The following is a 15,417-nucleotide window of genomic DNA, read 5'->3' on the forward strand; positions in this document are numbered from 1 at the left end:
AAGCATGACCCAACGAGTGCCTACCAGCCCCGGCGGGCCTGGACGGTCGCCTTCCTGCTGGCGGCGATGATGCTGGTGAACTTCCTCGACAAGGTCGTCACCGGCCTGGTCGCGGTGCCGATGATGAAGGAACTGGACCTGACACCGGCTGAGTTCGGCCTTGTCGGTGGCAGTCTGCACTGGTTGTTCTCCATATCGGCGGTGGTCGGTGGCTTCCTCGCCAACCGCCGTTCGACCCGCTGGCTGTTGCTGGGCATGGGCGCCTTCTGGGCGCTGGTGCAGTTGCCGATGCTCTATGCCACGTCGCTTTGGACGCTGGTGGCCTGCCGCGTGCTGCTGGGCGTAGGGGAGGGGCCGGCATCGCCGGTGGCTACCCATGCGCTGTACAAGTGGTTTCCCGACGAGCGCCGCAGCCTGCCGGTCGCGTTGCTGCATTCGGGCAGCGCCATGGGCCTGCTGATCGCCGGGCTGATGATCCCGTGGATCAGCACCCATTACGGCTGGCGCAGCAACTTCGCGGTGCTGGCGGTAATGGGGGCAGTCTGGTGCGTGGCCTGGTTCTTCCTCGGCCGCGAAGGCGAGCTGGTGGAGACATCCCGCGGCCGCACCGGCAGCGAAAAGCTGCCGTACCGTCGCCTGTTGGGCGACAGTACCGTGCTGGCGAACTACTTCTGCCACTTCGCCGCCAACTGGTCCCTGGCGCTGACGCTGACCTGGGTGCCGGCATACCTGGAAAGCGGTCTGGGCCTGAGCTCGATCAACGCTGGCCGGTTGTTCGGCCTGTTCGTGCTGGTGACCATGCCGCTGAGCCTGTTCATGGCGTGGCTGTCCCAGCGCATGCTGGGTGCCGGGCTCTCATCGCGGGTAGCGCGGGGGGTCTTCGTCTCGGCCTGTCTGATGGCCAGCGGCGTGCTGTCCATCAGTCTGCTGGCGGATCTGCCGGTGGTATTGCGCATGACCTACATGACGCTGAGCGGCGGTCTCGCACTGGTGATGTATTCGGTAGGCCCGGCGATGCTGGCGGAGGTCACGCCCACTGCCCAGCGTGGCAGCATCCTTGCCATCGGTAATGCGTTTTCGTCCCTGGCGGGATTGAGCGCGCCCATTGTCACCGGTTTCCTGGTGCAGCGTTCCGGCGGACTGGACGGTCTCGGCTACGCCCATGGGTTTGCCGTCAGCGGCGTACTGCTGGTGGTGGCAGGCCTGGTTGGCCTGGCCTGGCTGCACCCGCAGCGCTCGCGAGCCCAGCTGTCCGGTGAGCTGGCGACCGCCGGCTGATCGCTACGCCGGGGCCCATGGCGGTCAATCGACCCGATGGACCGCCGCCAGAGGCGAGCGTTCGATCAGCTCGCCTTTCCACGTGCCGTTCCGCACCGCCTCCACCAGCAACTCTCGCACCAGGTCGTGCACGCAGGATGCCGCGAAACTCAGTGGCTTGTGTGCCGAGTGGGCGATGGACACGGTGCGCTCGATCTGCGGCTCGACGATGCGCCGGGCCAGTGACTGGGAACCCACCTCGATCGGCGGCCAGTTGCTGATGGACGCTGCCAGGCCGCTGGTCACCAGCCCGGTGATGCCGTAGGCGGACTGCTGTTCGTACTTCACGTTCAGCTCAAGCCCCGCCGCCATGGCCGCCTGCTCGATCCTCCGGCGCAGGTGCATGCCCCGGGGCGGCATCACCAGCGGATAGCTCAGCGCCTCGGCCAGGGTGATGGTGTCGCCTTCGTTGTCCAACGACATTCGTCCCACCCAATAGAGCTGCTCCACGAAGATCGGCTCGGCGACCACACCTTCCAGTTCCTCGGCATTGGGCACGATGCCGAAATCGACCTTGCCCAGCTCGATGGCCTCGCCGCCTTCCTTGCTCAGGCCGTCGCGCACCACCAGGTCGATGCCGGCGAATTTTTCCTGCACGCGGCGAACGATCGCCGGCAACAGAAGGGCGGAGGTGGTCACCGGGATCGCCACCGACACGCGTCCGCGAGGGTCGCCGCGGCTGGATACCAGTTCGTCCTTCACCGAATCGATCTTCTGCACCACCGAGCGTGCCACTTCATAAAGGCGCCGACCGGCGTCAGTGAGATCCACGCCATCGTACTGACGCAGCAGCAGTTGCACCTCCAGTTCGCTTTCCAGCATGCCGATCTGACGGCTCAGCGCCGGCTGAGCAATGTAGGCGTTGCGGGCCGCAGCCGAGAAGCTGCCGGCTTCGGCGATGGCGATCAGGTAACGCAACTGCTTGAGGGTCATCGTCGTGCCTTTTCCGGTCATGCCGGTTTGTTATGGGGCCCATCTGAAGACGATATTTGTTTGCCGTCCAGGCGCTATTTAGTATCGGTCCATCGACGCAAATCAAGGGCTGGTAACGATAAGCCAACAATCCGAACACTATTTCGTAAGTTAAATCGAAGATTCATTCTAAATAAAAAATATCCAGTCAATTCAATCCTCTGCGCTTTAAAGCTCATGTGACCTCATGTGCTTTCGAGGTTGGATTTGTATTGCCTGAAGATCGCTCGAACAAGAATAAAGAGGATAAGAGTGATGACGCCGAAAGTTCGCATCATGGTGCGAGGCTCATGGCTGCTGGTTGCAACTTGCACCTGCCATTCCGCCTGGGGTTACAACTTCGAAGTCGGTGAAATCCAGGGACAGCTCGACTCTGCGCTGTCGCTGGGCGCCAGCATGTCCACCCACAACCCGGAGCAGCGCCTTATGCGCAGTGCGTCCGGTGATGACGGACGACGCAACTACCGCGCCGGGGATGTCTTCTCGAAGATTTTCAAGGGGCGCCATGACCTGGAACTGAAGTACAACGACAGCGGCGTGTTCCTGCGCGGCAGCTATTGGTACGACTACGCCCTGCGTGACGAGGGCCAGCGCTTCAAGGACGTCGAGGACAACGGGCGCAAGAACGCCAACAAGTCCGCCGGCTTCGAGCTGCTCGATGCCTTCGTCTACCACAACTTCCAGATCGCCGATGAGCCGGGCTCCGTGCGTCTGGGCAAGCAGGTGGTGAACTGGGGCGAGAGCACCTTCATCCAGGGGGGCCTGAACGTGGTCAACCCGACCAACCTGTCGGCCATCCGCCGGCCGGGCTCGGAAGTGAAGGACGCCCTGGTGCCGGTGAACCTGTTCTACGTCACCCAGAACCTCACCGAAAACATCTCCGCGGACTTCTTCTACCAGCTGGACTGGGAACAGACCAACCTGGACAACTGCGGCACCTTCTTCTCCAGCAACGATTACATTCCCGATGGCTGCTACGGCCTGGACGTGGGTCGCAACCTCACCGGCAATGCCGCTGCCGTTCGCGCCCTGACACCGTTCGGCGTGGACCTCAACGGCGAAGGTATCCGCCTGCACCGAGCCGCCGACCAGGACGCCCGCAACAGCGGCCAGTGGGGCCTGTCGCTGCACTGGTTCGTGCCGAGCCTGGACACCGAGTTCGGCGCCTACGCCGCCAACTACCACAGCCGGCTGCCCTACACCGGCTCGGTCAGCAGCCCCTACCTGACCAACACCAGCTTCGTGCCGCAGCTGTGCGGCAATCTCGGGCTGTCCGGCGCGGCGTGCAATGGCCTGATGAACAGCAGCGCCGGCAAGACGCTGACCGACGCGCTGCGCATGGGCACCTCCAGCTACTTTGTCGAGTACCCCGAGGACATCCGCCTGTACGGCCTGACCTTCGCCACCACGCTGTCCAGCGGTACCGCACTGCAGGGCGAGATCAGCTATCGGCCGAACCTGCCGCTGCAGTTCAACGGCCCGGACCTTATCCAGTCCGGTCTGGGCGATCCGTCGCGCACCCCGCTGTATGACGCCGGCGTGGTGGTCTATGCCGACAGCCACGCCTCCGATGGCTACCGCCGCAAGGAAGTGACCCAGGCACAGATGACCGCCACGCAGACGATCAGTCAGGTCATGGGCGCCGACCAGTTGGTGCTGGTGGGCGAGGTGGGCGCTACCTTCGTCGGTGGTCTGGAAGGTACCGGTGGCCCGCGCTACGGCCGCAACAGCACCTTCGGTTCGGGCGAGCTCGCCAACAACGCGGTGTGCATTGCCAACTCGGCGACACCAGAGAACTGCAACAACGACGGGTTCGTCACGCCCTTCTCATGGGGCTACCGCGCCCGGGCGATCTGGAGCTACGCCAACGCCATCGCCGGTATCGATCTGAAACCGGGGATTTCCTGGTCCCACGACGTGAAGGGCTACGCCCCCGCCGAGGTTTCAGGATTCAACGAAGGCTCCAAGGCGGTTGGCGTCTCGCTGGATGCGGACTTCAACAGTACCTATACCGCCGGCATTTCCTACACCAACTACTTCGATGGCGACTACGGCAACCGCGGCGACCGCGATTTCGTCTCGCTGTCGGTCGGCATCAACTTCTAAGTGGAGCCTGCCTCTTGAAACGCATCTACTGCCTCTTTTCCGCCATCCTCCTGGCCCACGCTGCCCAGGCCGCCGTACCGGCCGAGGAGGCCGCCAGGCTGGAGAACACGCTGACGCCGATGGGGGCTGAACGGGCCGCCAGCGCCGACGGCAAGATTCCCGCCTGGCAGGGCGGCCTGTCCGGCGACGGCCTGAAAATCCAGGGCAACGGCACGCCAGCCGACCCGTATTCAGCCGATCAGCCGTTGTTTACCATCGACTCGAGCAACTACCAGCAGTACCAGGCCAACCTCACGGCGGGACAGGTCGCGCTGCTCAAGCGCTATCCCGGCCAGTACAAACTGCCGGTCTACCCCAGCCATCGCAGCGTTGGCATTTCCGAACAGGTGAAGGGCTGGGTAGCGCATAACGCCACTGGCGCCAGGCTGGTCAACGAAGGCAACGGCATCGAGGGCTTCCAGGGCGCGGTCGCGTTCCCAATTCCGCACAATGGCCTCGAAGCGATCTGGAACCACATCACCCGCTACCGCGGCGGCAGCCTGCTGTCGGTCAATGACAGTGCGGCGCCGCAGGCCGGCGGCGATTATGTGATCACCACCACCGAGCAGCGCTTCACCATGGCCGACCAGGTGAGCAATTACGAGCCGGGCAAGGTGGACAACATGCTGTTCTATTACAGCCACCGCATCACCGCGCCGTCGCGCCAGGTGGGCGAGGTGGTGCTGGTCCATGAGACGCTGGACCAGGTAAGGCAACCGCGCCTGTCCTGGGTCTACAGCTCCGGCCAGCGCCGCGTGCGCCGCGCCCCGGACAACGCCTACGACGCCGCCGGTCCGACCACCGCGGGCCTGCGCACCGCCGACAGCCGCGACATGTACAACGGCGCGCCGGACCGTTACGACTGGAAGCTGATCGGCAAGAAGGAGCTGTACATCCCCTATAACAGCTACCGCCTGGCGTCGCCGAGCCTGAAGTACGCGGACTTCCTCAAGCCCGGTGTTATTGACGCTGCGCCGACCCGTTACGAGCTGCACCGGGTCTGGGAAGTGGAGGCGACCCTCAAGCCCGGCGCGCGGCACATCTATTCCAAACGTCGCTTCTACCTCGACGAGGACAGCTGGACCGTGGTCGAGAACGACCAGTACGACAGCCGTGGCGAGCTCTGGCGGATCGGTGAGAACCACACGTTCTACCGCCCGGATGCCCATGTGCTGTTGTCTGCCGCCCAGGTGTTCTACGACCTGCAGGCCGGCCGCTACATCGCCTCGAACATGAGCAATCAGCAGCCGCGCGGTTATGACTTCGGCTTCCGCGCCACCACCTCGGACTACTCGCCCGGCGCCCTGCGCGGGCTGGGCATCCGCTGATGGGGGCGTGCTCATGAGCAGCGGCCGCAGCCGCCTGGCCGACCGTCTGCTGGGTGGCGGCCAGGAACCGGACCCCCGCTTCACCCTGGCCAACGAACGTACCTTCCTGGCCTGGATTCGCACCTCCATGGCACTGCTGGCCGGCGCCATTGCCGTGGACGCCTTCGCGTCCCCCGCGCTGACGGGCGCCACACGGATGTTTCTCGCCCTGGCGCTGGCCGGTCTGGGTCTGCTCACCGCGGGGGCGGCCGGGCTGCGCTGGCTGAATGTCGAGCGCGCGCTGCGCCACGGCAGGCCCTTGCCGGTGCCGCTGCTCGTCCCGATCCTGGCGCTGGCCTGTGTGCTGCTGGCCGCCGGCCTCATCGGCTATCAGCAATGAGCCCGGCCACATGAGCGACGGCGGATTGCAGGCGGAGCGCACCACGTTGGCCTGGACGCGAACCTTGCTGGTGTTGCTGGTGCTGGCGGCCCTGCTGTTACGGCGTATCGGTGAACTGTCCGCGCTGGCCCTGGTTCCGGCGGCGCTGCTGGCCGGCTGTGCGCTGGTCTGTCTGCTTGGGCAGGCCCGCCACTACCGGCGCAGCTGCCGCGCGCTTGCCGGTGATCGCCATGGCGGTAGCGGTCGCGCCGTTGCAGGCCTTTGCCTGGCGCTGATGCTGACAGCAGGCTTGCTGCTCGGCTTGATCCTGCTGCACGACGATTACTGACGATGCACGATCTGTACGACCTCGATCTGAACCTCCTCTGCGTGTTCGATGCCATCTACCAGCAGCGCAGCATTACCCGCGCCGCGCGCTTGATGGGCCTCAGTCAGCCCGCGGTGAGCAATGCCCTGAGCCGATTGCGCAAGCACTGTGGCGACCCGTTGTTCATCAAGAGCCATCTGGGCGTGACGCCCACAGTGGCCGGACACCGCCTGGCCGATCACGTTCGCCTGGCGTTCGAGAGCCTGCGCGAGGGATGGCGACAGGTTCCGGGCCGCGAGCCGACCCGGCGGGAGCTGCGGGTCAGCTGTATCGACTGCCTGCAGCCGCTGTTCCTCGATACCGCGTTGGCGCGGCTGGGCGAAGAGTGGCGGGTCACCTTCTACCAGCCGCAGCGCCGCGTGGCCTTTGATGAACTGCGCGGCGGCCGACTGGATATCCTGCTGGATATCGAGCAGGTGGTGCCGTTCGGCTACGGTATCGAGCGCATTGCCGTGCCCGCGGATCGCTACGTCTTTGCCTACGGCGCGGCGCTGGAGCAGCCACCGATAACCCTGGCCGACTATCTGCGCCTGCCGCAGATCCAGGTGTCTGCCCGCCGTGGCGGCCTGTGCCCGGTGGATCTGCAACTGGGGCTGCGCGGGCTGCGCCGGAACATCGCCTGCCGCGTGCAGAGCGCGCTTGCCGCGCGGCTGATGCTGGACCGTCATCCGCTGGGGGTGACATTGCCCGCACGCATGGCTCGCCTGCTGGGATTAAGCCGCCGTCCCTTGCCGCTGGACGAGGCGGTGACGTTCCCCGTGGCCATCTATATCGCGCCCGGCCTCGGGGATGGCGGGCGTATCGGCGGGATGGCGCGGGCGCTGGCGTCGCGCCTTGGGGACGCCGGATGCAGCGGGCTAGGGGATGTCTGAGCTGACCACGCGATTGCGACCGGCCTGCTTGGCCCTGTAGAGGCACTTGTCAGCCAGCTTGAGCACGGCCTCCGGTGTCTGTGCCTGCGGGCCGAGCGCGGCAACGCCGACCGACAGCGTGACCAGGCCGACCTGGGGAATCTGCGTGACCGCGACGCTTTCGCGGATGCGTTCGGCAATCCCTGCTGCGGTTTCCAGGGACGTCTGCGGTAGCAGCAGGACAAACTCCTCGCCGCCGGCACGGCAGGCCAGGTCGCCAGCACGGGACGAGTCGCGCAGCACCGCTGCGACCCGGCGCAGCGCTTCGTCGCCGGCATCGTGGCCCCAGGTATCGTTGACCCGCTTGAAGTGGTCGATATCCACCGCCAGCACCGAATAGTCCAGCCCGGATTGCTGCAGCGCATCCAGCGCCACGCTGAGCGCCCGGCGATTGGCCAGGCCGGTCAGGGCGTCGCTCTGGGCCTCCTGGCTCAACTGGCCGAGCTTCTGCTGCATCAGCCCGACGCCGGTGAGCAGCGCCATGCGGATCGCCGCCGCCTCGCGGTACCAGGTCCTGATGCCCTGCAACTCGCGCGGTGTCTCCGGGTTCGACAAGCGCTCGGCGCTCAGCGCCAATTGGCGTAGCGGGCGGGTGATCAGCAGGGTGCCGGCCCAGATGGCCAGCACGCCGATCAGGCTCGCGGGAATCAGCCCGAGGAGCATGTCCTTCATCAGCAGGTGCAGTGGCGACAGGCTGAGGTCGCGTGGCTGCTGGGCGACCACCGCCCAGTTGGCGTCAGGCACCTGGGCGAAGCCGGCGAGCATGGGCACCCCCTTGTAGTTGACCACCTCCATCGAGCCGCTCTCGCCGCGCAAGGCGGCGTCCACCGTGGTGCTGTTCCTTAGCAGCTCGCCGACGCGCTTGCGATCGGGGTGATGCAGCAGACGGCGATTGGCGTCGGCGACGAAAGCAAAGGTGCCTTCCTGCTGGAAGTGGCTGCCGATGATGCTGTGCAGCACGCTGGGCTTGAGGATGTACACCGAGCCGGCGACCAGTCCCAGGTATTCGCCGCTCGGGCTGGTGATGGGCTGGGAGATGAGCACCACCAGGTTGCCGGCGATGGACTCGTAGGCCTGGCTGATCTTCGGCTGTTTCAGCCGCAGCGCTTCCTGTACGGCTTCCGAGCGCAACGTGGTGCCGACGATCTGCAGCGAGTCGGGGTAGGCCTGCAACACCTTGCCGCCGGCGTCGACGACGATGATGGAGTTGAAGTAGTTGTCCTGGGCCTTCAGGCGCATCGCCTCGGCGTGCAGCACCGGCGCCTCGCTGAAGTGATTGGCGAGTACTCCCGAGCTGTACGCCAGGTTGCGCCGGGCCGAGCCGAGGAACTCACTGATGCTCGACGCCACCTTGGCGGCATAGGCGCGGTTGGCCTCCAGGGTCGAGTGGATCAATGCGCTGCGTTGCACGTTATATGCCACCACCAGGCTGTTGCCCAGGGTCGCCAGCGCGGCGAGCAGCACGAAGACGAGGATCAGTATCCGCAGGGTCAGCGGCTTGCGGCTCCAGCGCTTCATGGGCTGGCCTGTCGGAGGGGATGTGGTCGCGTTGTCGGGGTCTGATCCATGTAAGCGCCGGCGCAAGTGAGGGGCGTGCAGCCTACCCGCCAAACCTCGACGGGGCGAGATTGAGGATAGGCAGGCTTGCGGCCCTCGTCACATCGGAGGCGATGGAACAGGCATCTGCCCTGCGCGGCTCGCCTGCACCATCGGTCGCGACCGGCTCCAGAGTGGTAGGAGTGGCGCCTGAGTGTGCTGCCGGGAGACTCAAGGAAAGCTCGGGCGGTTTCACCAGGCTCTCAAACGCGCGCTGTTGCAGGGCGCGCACTTCCGTACGCTGCTGCAACGTCAGGCCGGTATGGATTGTTGGCGCGACCTGTACAACCCACACCGTACGCGTCGGGCGCCCAGTCAGAAACCAGCGCTGTCACGGTGCCAGAGCAGCCCGCGGACCTGTCCGGAAAAGCTGCTGGAAGGGAGGCACGGGAAACAGTGACCCATGCCTCCCGCCAACCGTTAGCCATGTGTCCCGGCAGGACACGCGGCGATACCCATCCTAGGAACCATCACAGACCCAGAGGGTTAAGCCGTCAGGGATGATTGCGATAGCGCTCGGTCAGCGATTGCACGCGGGCGACGTAGGTTTGCGTCTCGGCGTAGGGAGGGATGCCGTTGTACTTGTCGACGGTCATTTCCCCGGCGTTGTAGCTGGCCAGCGCCAGCCGCTGGTTGCCATTGAAGCGCTTGAGCAGCCACGCCAGGTAGCGCACGCCGCCGCGGATGTTCTGCCGTGCATCGAACGGATCGCTGACGTTGAAGCGCTCGGCGGTATCGGGCATCAACTGCATCAGCCCCTGGGCACCGGCAATGGAAATGGCTCTGGGCTGGAACGCCGATTCGGCATGGATCACCGCGCGGACCAATGCCCGGTCGACGCCGTAGCGCAGCGAAGCGGCCTCGATCTCACGGCGATAGGAACGCGTGTCCAGGCGCAGCGTGGCGACGTTGAAATCCTTCGGTGCCATGCACAGGTAGCAGCCCTTGATGTAATACACATCGATCACATCGACCCGCGCGGCGATCCCGACCGGGCGGCGGCTCACATACTGGCGAACGCCCTTGTGGACGAAGGTGTAAACCCGAACCCGTCCTGAGCCCGGGTCGTCCCCGCGTACGGACGCTGGCGCGGCCTTTGACCTGGCGCCAGCAGTCGCACTCGCCTTGCTGGTCTGGCCGGTCTTGCCGTTCTGAAGCGTGCAGCGGGCGCCGACAACAGCGTGGCTGGTGTGGCTGACAGTCCCGTCACGGGCCTGGCACCTGAACAGGGCATTGGCATAAAGCGGAGCGACGAGCAAGGCCAGCCCGATGCAGCCAGAAAGGCTCCTGCGAGCCCATCGCCAGATTCTGGAACTCATCAAACCGCTCCGCGCCACGGGCGCCGATCAGGCCGGAGAAACCTGATCCGGGTGAAGGGAAAGAGCCATCAGGGGCAGTCATGGCTGGGTTGAACCTGCTGACCTGCCGTTTCGTTTCGCTAGTTATAGTCCTTTCAAACGGATGTGGAGCCTGGGGGGACGTACGGCTGGCTGGCGGTCCGGGACATCGCTGGCCGCGCACGCTGCGCAAGAGTCAGCTGTTGCGTAGGAGCAACTGTCTTCTTGTGAGGTCGTGCCTGCGATTTTCCCTCTCCCCAGCCCTGGCTACGCGCCCCGCTCCGAAGGGAGAGGGACCTGCCCGTGCCGGCTGACGTCAAGGTTTCATGCTGCGCCGTACCGTCCCCTCTCCCGCTTGCGGGAGAGGGTTAGGGAGAGGGGCTTTCGGGCTCGTAGGAGCGGACTCTGTCCGCGATCAACCCACCGCGACGACGATTCGTCTGGGCGTTGGGCGAAGCCAATCGCGGACGGAGTCCGCTCCTGCGAAGCCTGGTGATCCATCGCGGAGCAGGGTTCAACCGAGAATGAAATACACCTTGCGCACCGGCGTGAGGTTTTCCCAGGTGCCCTTGAAGCCCGCCGCGACCACGAAGGAATCCCCCGGGCCGAAGGTCTTCGCCACGCCGTCGGCATCGGTCAGGCGTACGGTGCCCTCGAGGATGTGGCACAGCTCGTCGTAGTCGCACTCGCAGCGTTCCAGGTGCACGCCGGCTTCCCAGATGCCGGCGATGGCGTTCTTTTCCGGCGCACTGAAGTGCCGCCAGCTGCGGCTGCGGTACGGCGCATCGACGATGGCCGGGTCGTTGATCTCGCGCTCCTGGGGGGCCAGGGCGGGGTTGGCGAAGTCGATGACGTGGCGGGGCAGGGTGGACATGGTGTTCTCCATCAGGAATCGAAACCGACGCCGAAGGCATCGAGGGTCTTGAGCAGCAGGTCGCGGCGGCCGGTGCGGTCTTCCTTGGCCAGCGAATGCTGCGCCAGGCGCACGCCGAGGTAGCGCAGCGGCTCGGGCGGGAAGGGGAAGGGCTTCTGCGAGGTCATGCGCAGTTCGGTACGCTCGGTGCGCTCGCCACCCAGTTGATCGAGCATGTTCAAGGCGGCGAAGCGGCTGGCAGAGACGCCCTGGCCGGTGAAGCCCAGCGCGTAGGCGACGCGCCCGCCGAGCACGCAACCGGTGAACAGCGTGGTGCGCGCCGAGGTATCGATGATGCCGCCCCAGGCATGGCTGAACTCCACCGGGCCGAGCTGCGGGAAGGCCTCGCGGAACTGCCCGGCCAGGCGCTGGAAGCTTTCCGGGCGCTGGGTCAGGGCTTCGTCGCGGCGGCTGCCGAAATGGTAGATGGCGTCGAAGCCGGCCCAGAGGATGCGGTTGTCGGCGGTCTTGCGCAGGTAGTGGAACTGGTTGCCGGCATCGGCGATGCCGTAGCGGTCGACCCAGCCGATGGCGCGCAGCTGGTCGTCGGAAAGCGGTTGGGTGACCAGTGAGTAGTCGTACACCGGGATCACGCTGGAATTCAGGTGGCCAAGCAGCGGCGGCGCGATGTTGGTCGCCAGGGCGATCTGCCCGGCCTCCAGCTCTCCACGGTCGCAGCGCAGCAGCAGGCGGTCGCCGCGCTGATGCAGCTCGTGTACCGGGGTGTTCTCGAACAGCTCGATGCCCTGTTCCAGGCAGGCCCGGCGCAGCTCGGCGGCCATCTTCGCCGGGTTGAGCAGCGCGTAGTTGGGCTCGAACACGCCGGCCTTGTACAGCGGCGAATCGAGTTTCTGTGCCAGTTCCGCACCTTCGAGCCATTCGCAGTCGATGCCGAAGCGCTGGTAGTTGCGCTGCATGCCACGCAAGCCTTCGACCTGCCAGGGCTGGATGGCGACGCTGAGCTTGCCGCGCCGTTCGAACTCCACCTGCATGCCGAAGCGCTGCAGGTCCGCCTCGAACTCGTCCAGGTTCTGACGGCCCAGGCGTACCAGGGTTTCGGCTTCTTCCGGCCAGCGGCGCAGGGCATTGCCTACGCCGTGGGAAATACTCGGTGCACAGAAGCCGCCGTTGCGTCCGCTGGCCTCGCCACCGCAGCGACGCGCCTCGACCACCGCGATGCTCGCGCCCGGCCAGCGCTGGCGGGCGTGCAGGGCGGTCCAGAGACCGGTGAAGCCGCCGCCGACCACCACCAGGTCGAAGCGGCGATCCGCTTCCAGCGCTGACGCGGCGGGAGCGGGATCGAGGGTATCGAGCCAGAAGGGTCGGGGAATGGCGTGCGCAAGAAGGGCGGATGTCATCGGAAAACTCCGGCAGAATGTCGGAAGAAAAAGCGGTCTTCGGACCGTATCCGAGTTTTGTAATCGCTCCGGGGGGCCCAGGCATACGGCTTGCCGCTCTTTGCGGGCACGCCCGGAGCAGGAATAGCCGGCCAAGACCGGCAGGGGAAATCCATGAGCGAAGAACAGGGCTGGAGCGCCACGCTGGAAGGCGCGACCTACCAGTCCGACCCGGCGAGCGCCGCTACCCATGCCGTGGTGCTGCGCTATCATCAGGCCTGGCGCCGCCGTGACATCGAGGCGCTGATGGCGCTGTTCGATCCGCAGGTGGAGTACACCGATTTCTTCCAGGGGCGTCGGATTGCGCCGAGCGAGTTGCGCGACTACCTGCAGACCAGCATGCCGGCGGCCGGCGATGAATCGCAGGTCTACACCGACCGCCTGCGCGTGGACGGCGACACCGCTTTCCTGCAGTACCAGGTGACCTTGCGCGGCACCCAGGGCCTGGTGTCGTTCCGCGCCACCGAGGCCTACACCGTGCGTGACGGCAGGATCATCCGGGTGAACGAGCACGCCGCGCTGGTCGGCCAGCCGGAGAAACCCGCCAGCGAGCCGCAGCCGCGCATGGCAGACAGCCGCCTGGGGCTTTCAGCCCGGCAGTTGAGCCAGCTGGGCGGCGACATCCAGCAGTATTTCCAGCAGAGCCGGCCGTTTCTCAATCCGGACCTGGACATGCCCCAGGTCGCCGCGGCCACCGGTTATACGCGCAACCAGATTTCCTACTTCCTCAACCAGGTGCTGGGCCTGAGTTTCTACCAGTACCTGAACCAGCTGCGCCTGCGCCATCTGCTCGGCCAGCTGGGCGACGCCACCAGCGTCACGCGTATCGACGAACTGGCGCGCGCGGCCGGGTTCCGCTCGCTGTCGACCTTCTACCGTTGCTTCCGCGAGGAGACGGGGCTGTCGCCCAAGGCGTATCTGGAGCAACAGCGCGCGTGACGTACCGGTAGGAGCGAGCTTGCTCGCGAACCGCCCAGCTGCGGAGCCGAGGGGCAGCACAACGCCAACCTTGCAGAGAGGCCAATCGCTCCAGCGAGGCGTTCCGCGCGTGCCCGCATGCAGGGCGCCCGCGTTATCAACCTGACGCGCATTTCCCTATGCTCGGCGGACAATCATTCCAACCCGCTCAGGAGACCTCCCCATGCGCGACCAGCTCTATATCGACGGCCAGTGGCAGGCACCCGCACAAGGCGGCCGCTTCGAGGTGTACGAACCCTCCAGCGAAGCCGTGCTGACCGACGTCGCCGCCGCCACCGGCGAGGATGTGGACCGCGCCGTGCAGGCCGCACGCCGGGCCTTCGACGAAGGCGAGTGGGGCCGCAGCACGGGTAAGGAACGCGCCGGCTACCTGCGCGCCATCGCCGACAACCTGCGGGGGCGCCGCGAGGACCTGGCACGGCTGGAAGTGCAGGACAACGGCAAGCCGCTGCCCGAGGCGCAATGGGACATCGACGACGCCATCGGCTGCTTCGACTACTACGCCGAGCTGGCCGAAGGACTGAACGGCGAGGGCGAGGCGGTCGCCTTGCCCGACGAGCGTTTCGCCTGCCGCGTGCTGCGCGAGCCGGTCGGCGTGGCCGGGCAGATCATCCCGTGGAACTACCCGCTGTTGATGGCTTCGTGGAAGGTCGCGCCGGCTCTCGCCGCTGGCTGCACCGCCGTGCTCAAGCCTTCGGAACTGACGCCGCTGACCTCCCTGGAACTGGCCGCCGCGGCCGATGCCGTGGGTCTGCCCAAGGGCGTGCTCAACGTGGTCACCGGCCTGGGCCGCGATGCCGGCTCGCCGCTGTCGGCGCACCCGGGCGTGGACAAGCTGGCCTTCACCGGCAGCGTGCCCACCGGGCGCGCGATCATGCAGGCGGCGGCCCAGGACATCAAGAACGTCAGCCTGGAGCTGGGCGGCAAGTCGGCCTTCATCGTCTTCGATGATGCGGATGTCGAAGCCGCCGTCGAGTGGATCCTGTTCGGCATCTTCTGGAACCAGGGGCAGGTGTGCAGCGCGACCTCGCGCCTGCTGGTGCAGGAGGGGCTGCATGACCGGCTGATCGAGCGCCTGGTGGAAGAAGCCCGCCGTATCACGATCGGCAATGGCCTGGAGCCGGGCGTGCTGCTCGGCCCGCTGGTCAGCGCCGGGCAACACGCCAAGGTGCTGCAGGCCATCGAGGCCGGCGTGCGCGACGGCGCGAAGCTGGTCACTGGCGGCAAGCGTCCTGCCCATCGCGAGAAGGGCTGGTTCGTCGAGCCCACGGTGTTCGTCGACGCGCCGCTGGACAGCGCTGTGTGGCGCGAGGAAATCTTCGGCCCGGTGCTCGCCGTGCGCCGTTTCAAGGACGAAGCCGAGGCGCTGCGCCTGGCCAATGACAGCCAGTTCGGCCTCGCGGCGGCCGTGATGTCCGCCGACCCGGCGCGATGCCAGCGGGTAAGCCGGGGCCTGCGCGCCGGCATCGTCTGGGTCAACTGCTCGCAGCCGACCTTCACCCAGGCGCCCTGGGGCGGCTACAAGCAGAGCGGCATCGGCCGCGAGCTGGGCGTGTGGGGCCTGGACAACTACCTGGAGACCAAGCAGGTCACCGAGTACCTCAGCGACCAGCCGTGGGGGTGGTACATCAAGTGATGTGATGGGGCGGCGGATAACCTGTTCCAGGTTATTCGCCCTACGCCGACATTCCCCTGTAGGGCGCCTGACGCGCCAGCGTTATCCGCCGTTGGCTGCGTTGTCGTTCGTTCTTCTGCGCCGCTTCGGTGCGCGCGCGGA

The 15,417-nt window shown here is 66.2% G+C and carries 14 protein-coding genes; 9 read left to right on the forward strand and 5 right to left on the reverse strand.

Translation table 11 applies throughout. From position 1 onward, the window contains the following. Window positions 1-66 precede the first annotated feature (66 nt). Window positions 67-1,278, forward strand: a complete 1,212-nt coding sequence (locus C167_RS0108760) for an MFS transporter (protein ID WP_037006069.1) — start codon at window positions 67-69, stop codon at window positions 1,276-1,278. A 24-nt stretch (window positions 1,279-1,302) separates the two neighbouring features. Here the strand turns inward: C167_RS0108760 and C167_RS0108765 are convergent, their stop codons facing one another. Further along, the gene (locus tag C167_RS0108765) at window positions 1,303-2,250 is read right to left on the reverse strand and encodes a LysR family transcriptional regulator (RefSeq protein ID WP_017517896.1); all 948 of its coding nucleotides are present in this window, start codon (window positions 2,248-2,250) and stop codon (window positions 1,303-1,305) included. A 315-nt stretch (window positions 2,251-2,565) separates the two neighbouring features. Between C167_RS0108765 and C167_RS0108770 the strand changes: the two genes are divergently transcribed. From C167_RS0108770 to C167_RS0108790, 5 genes are read left to right on the forward strand one after another with little or no spacing between them, the layout of a single operon-like run. Then, window positions 2,566-4,395 (forward strand): DUF1302 domain-containing protein, encoded by a 1,830-nt coding sequence (locus C167_RS0108770; RefSeq protein WP_416774862.1) that lies wholly within the window; start codon window positions 2,566-2,568, stop codon window positions 4,393-4,395. Between the two features lie 14 nt (window positions 4,396-4,409). Further along, window positions 4,410-5,762: a DUF1329 domain-containing protein gene (locus C167_RS0108775; RefSeq protein ID WP_017517898.1), complete on the forward strand. Its 1,353-nt coding sequence runs from the start codon at window positions 4,410-4,412 to the stop codon at window positions 5,760-5,762. Window positions 5,763-5,775: 13 nt separating this feature from the next. Next, window positions 5,776-6,141 (forward strand): YidH family protein, encoded by a 366-nt coding sequence (locus C167_RS0108780; protein ID WP_017517899.1) that lies wholly within the window; start codon window positions 5,776-5,778, stop codon window positions 6,139-6,141. Between the two features lie 10 nt (window positions 6,142-6,151). Next, a complete protein-coding gene (locus C167_RS32360) occupies window positions 6,152-6,469 on the forward strand; it encodes a DUF202 domain-containing protein (protein ID WP_017517900.1) in 318 nt (105 codons plus the stop codon). 2 nt (window positions 6,470-6,471) lie between these two features. Beyond that, window positions 6,472-7,380, forward strand: coding sequence for a LysR family transcriptional regulator (locus C167_RS0108790; protein WP_017517901.1), 909 nt, complete (start codon window positions 6,472-6,474; stop codon window positions 7,378-7,380). Here the strand turns inward: C167_RS0108790 and C167_RS0108795 are convergent. Beyond that, window positions 7,366-8,937, reverse strand: coding sequence for a diguanylate cyclase (locus tag C167_RS0108795; protein WP_017517902.1), 1,572 nt, complete (start codon window positions 8,935-8,937; stop codon window positions 7,366-7,368). The genes C167_RS0108790 and C167_RS0108795 overlap by 15 nt on opposite strands. A 232-nt stretch (window positions 8,938-9,169) precedes the next feature. Between C167_RS0108795 and C167_RS35460 the strand changes: the two genes are divergently transcribed. Continuing rightward, window positions 9,170-9,415: an integrase core domain-containing protein gene (locus C167_RS35460; protein WP_157791824.1), complete on the forward strand. Its 246-nt coding sequence runs from the start codon at window positions 9,170-9,172 to the stop codon at window positions 9,413-9,415. Window positions 9,416-9,509: 94 nt separating this feature from the next. Here the strand turns inward: C167_RS35460 and C167_RS0108800 are convergent, their stop codons facing one another. The 3 genes from C167_RS0108800 to C167_RS0108810 form a co-directional block, all read right to left on the reverse strand. Then, window positions 9,510-10,334 carry a lytic transglycosylase domain-containing protein gene (locus C167_RS0108800; protein WP_026078906.1) on the reverse strand — a complete coding sequence of 275 codons (825 nt, stop codon included), beginning with the start codon at window positions 10,332-10,334 and terminating at the stop codon, window positions 9,510-9,512. Window positions 10,335-10,866: 532 nt separating this feature from the next. Next, window positions 10,867-11,226, reverse strand: coding sequence for a cupin domain-containing protein (locus C167_RS0108805; RefSeq protein WP_017517904.1), 360 nt, complete (start codon window positions 11,224-11,226; stop codon window positions 10,867-10,869). A gap of 11 nt (window positions 11,227-11,237) precedes the next feature. Continuing rightward, complete coding sequence (locus tag C167_RS0108810; protein WP_017517905.1) at window positions 11,238-12,623, reverse strand: NAD(P)/FAD-dependent oxidoreductase; 1,386 nt, start codon at window positions 12,621-12,623, stop codon at window positions 11,238-11,240. A 153-nt stretch (window positions 12,624-12,776) separates the two neighbouring features. Between C167_RS0108810 and C167_RS0108815 the strand changes: the two genes are divergently transcribed. Together C167_RS0108815 and C167_RS0108820 are read left to right on the forward strand one after the other, a co-directional pair. Continuing rightward, window positions 12,777-13,601, forward strand: a complete 825-nt coding sequence (locus C167_RS0108815; RefSeq protein ID WP_017517906.1) for a nuclear transport factor 2 family protein — start codon at window positions 12,777-12,779, stop codon at window positions 13,599-13,601. A gap of 202 nt (window positions 13,602-13,803) precedes the next feature. Next, window positions 13,804-15,276: an aldehyde dehydrogenase family protein gene (locus tag C167_RS0108820; protein WP_017517907.1), complete on the forward strand. Its 1,473-nt coding sequence runs from the start codon at window positions 13,804-13,806 to the stop codon at window positions 15,274-15,276. Window positions 15,277-15,417 lie beyond the last annotated feature (141 nt).

The sequence above is a fragment of the Pseudomonas nitroreducens TX1 genome (assembly GCF_000313755.1).
Lineage (GTDB): Bacteria > Pseudomonadota > Gammaproteobacteria > Pseudomonadales > Pseudomonadaceae > Pseudomonas > Pseudomonas nitroreducens_A.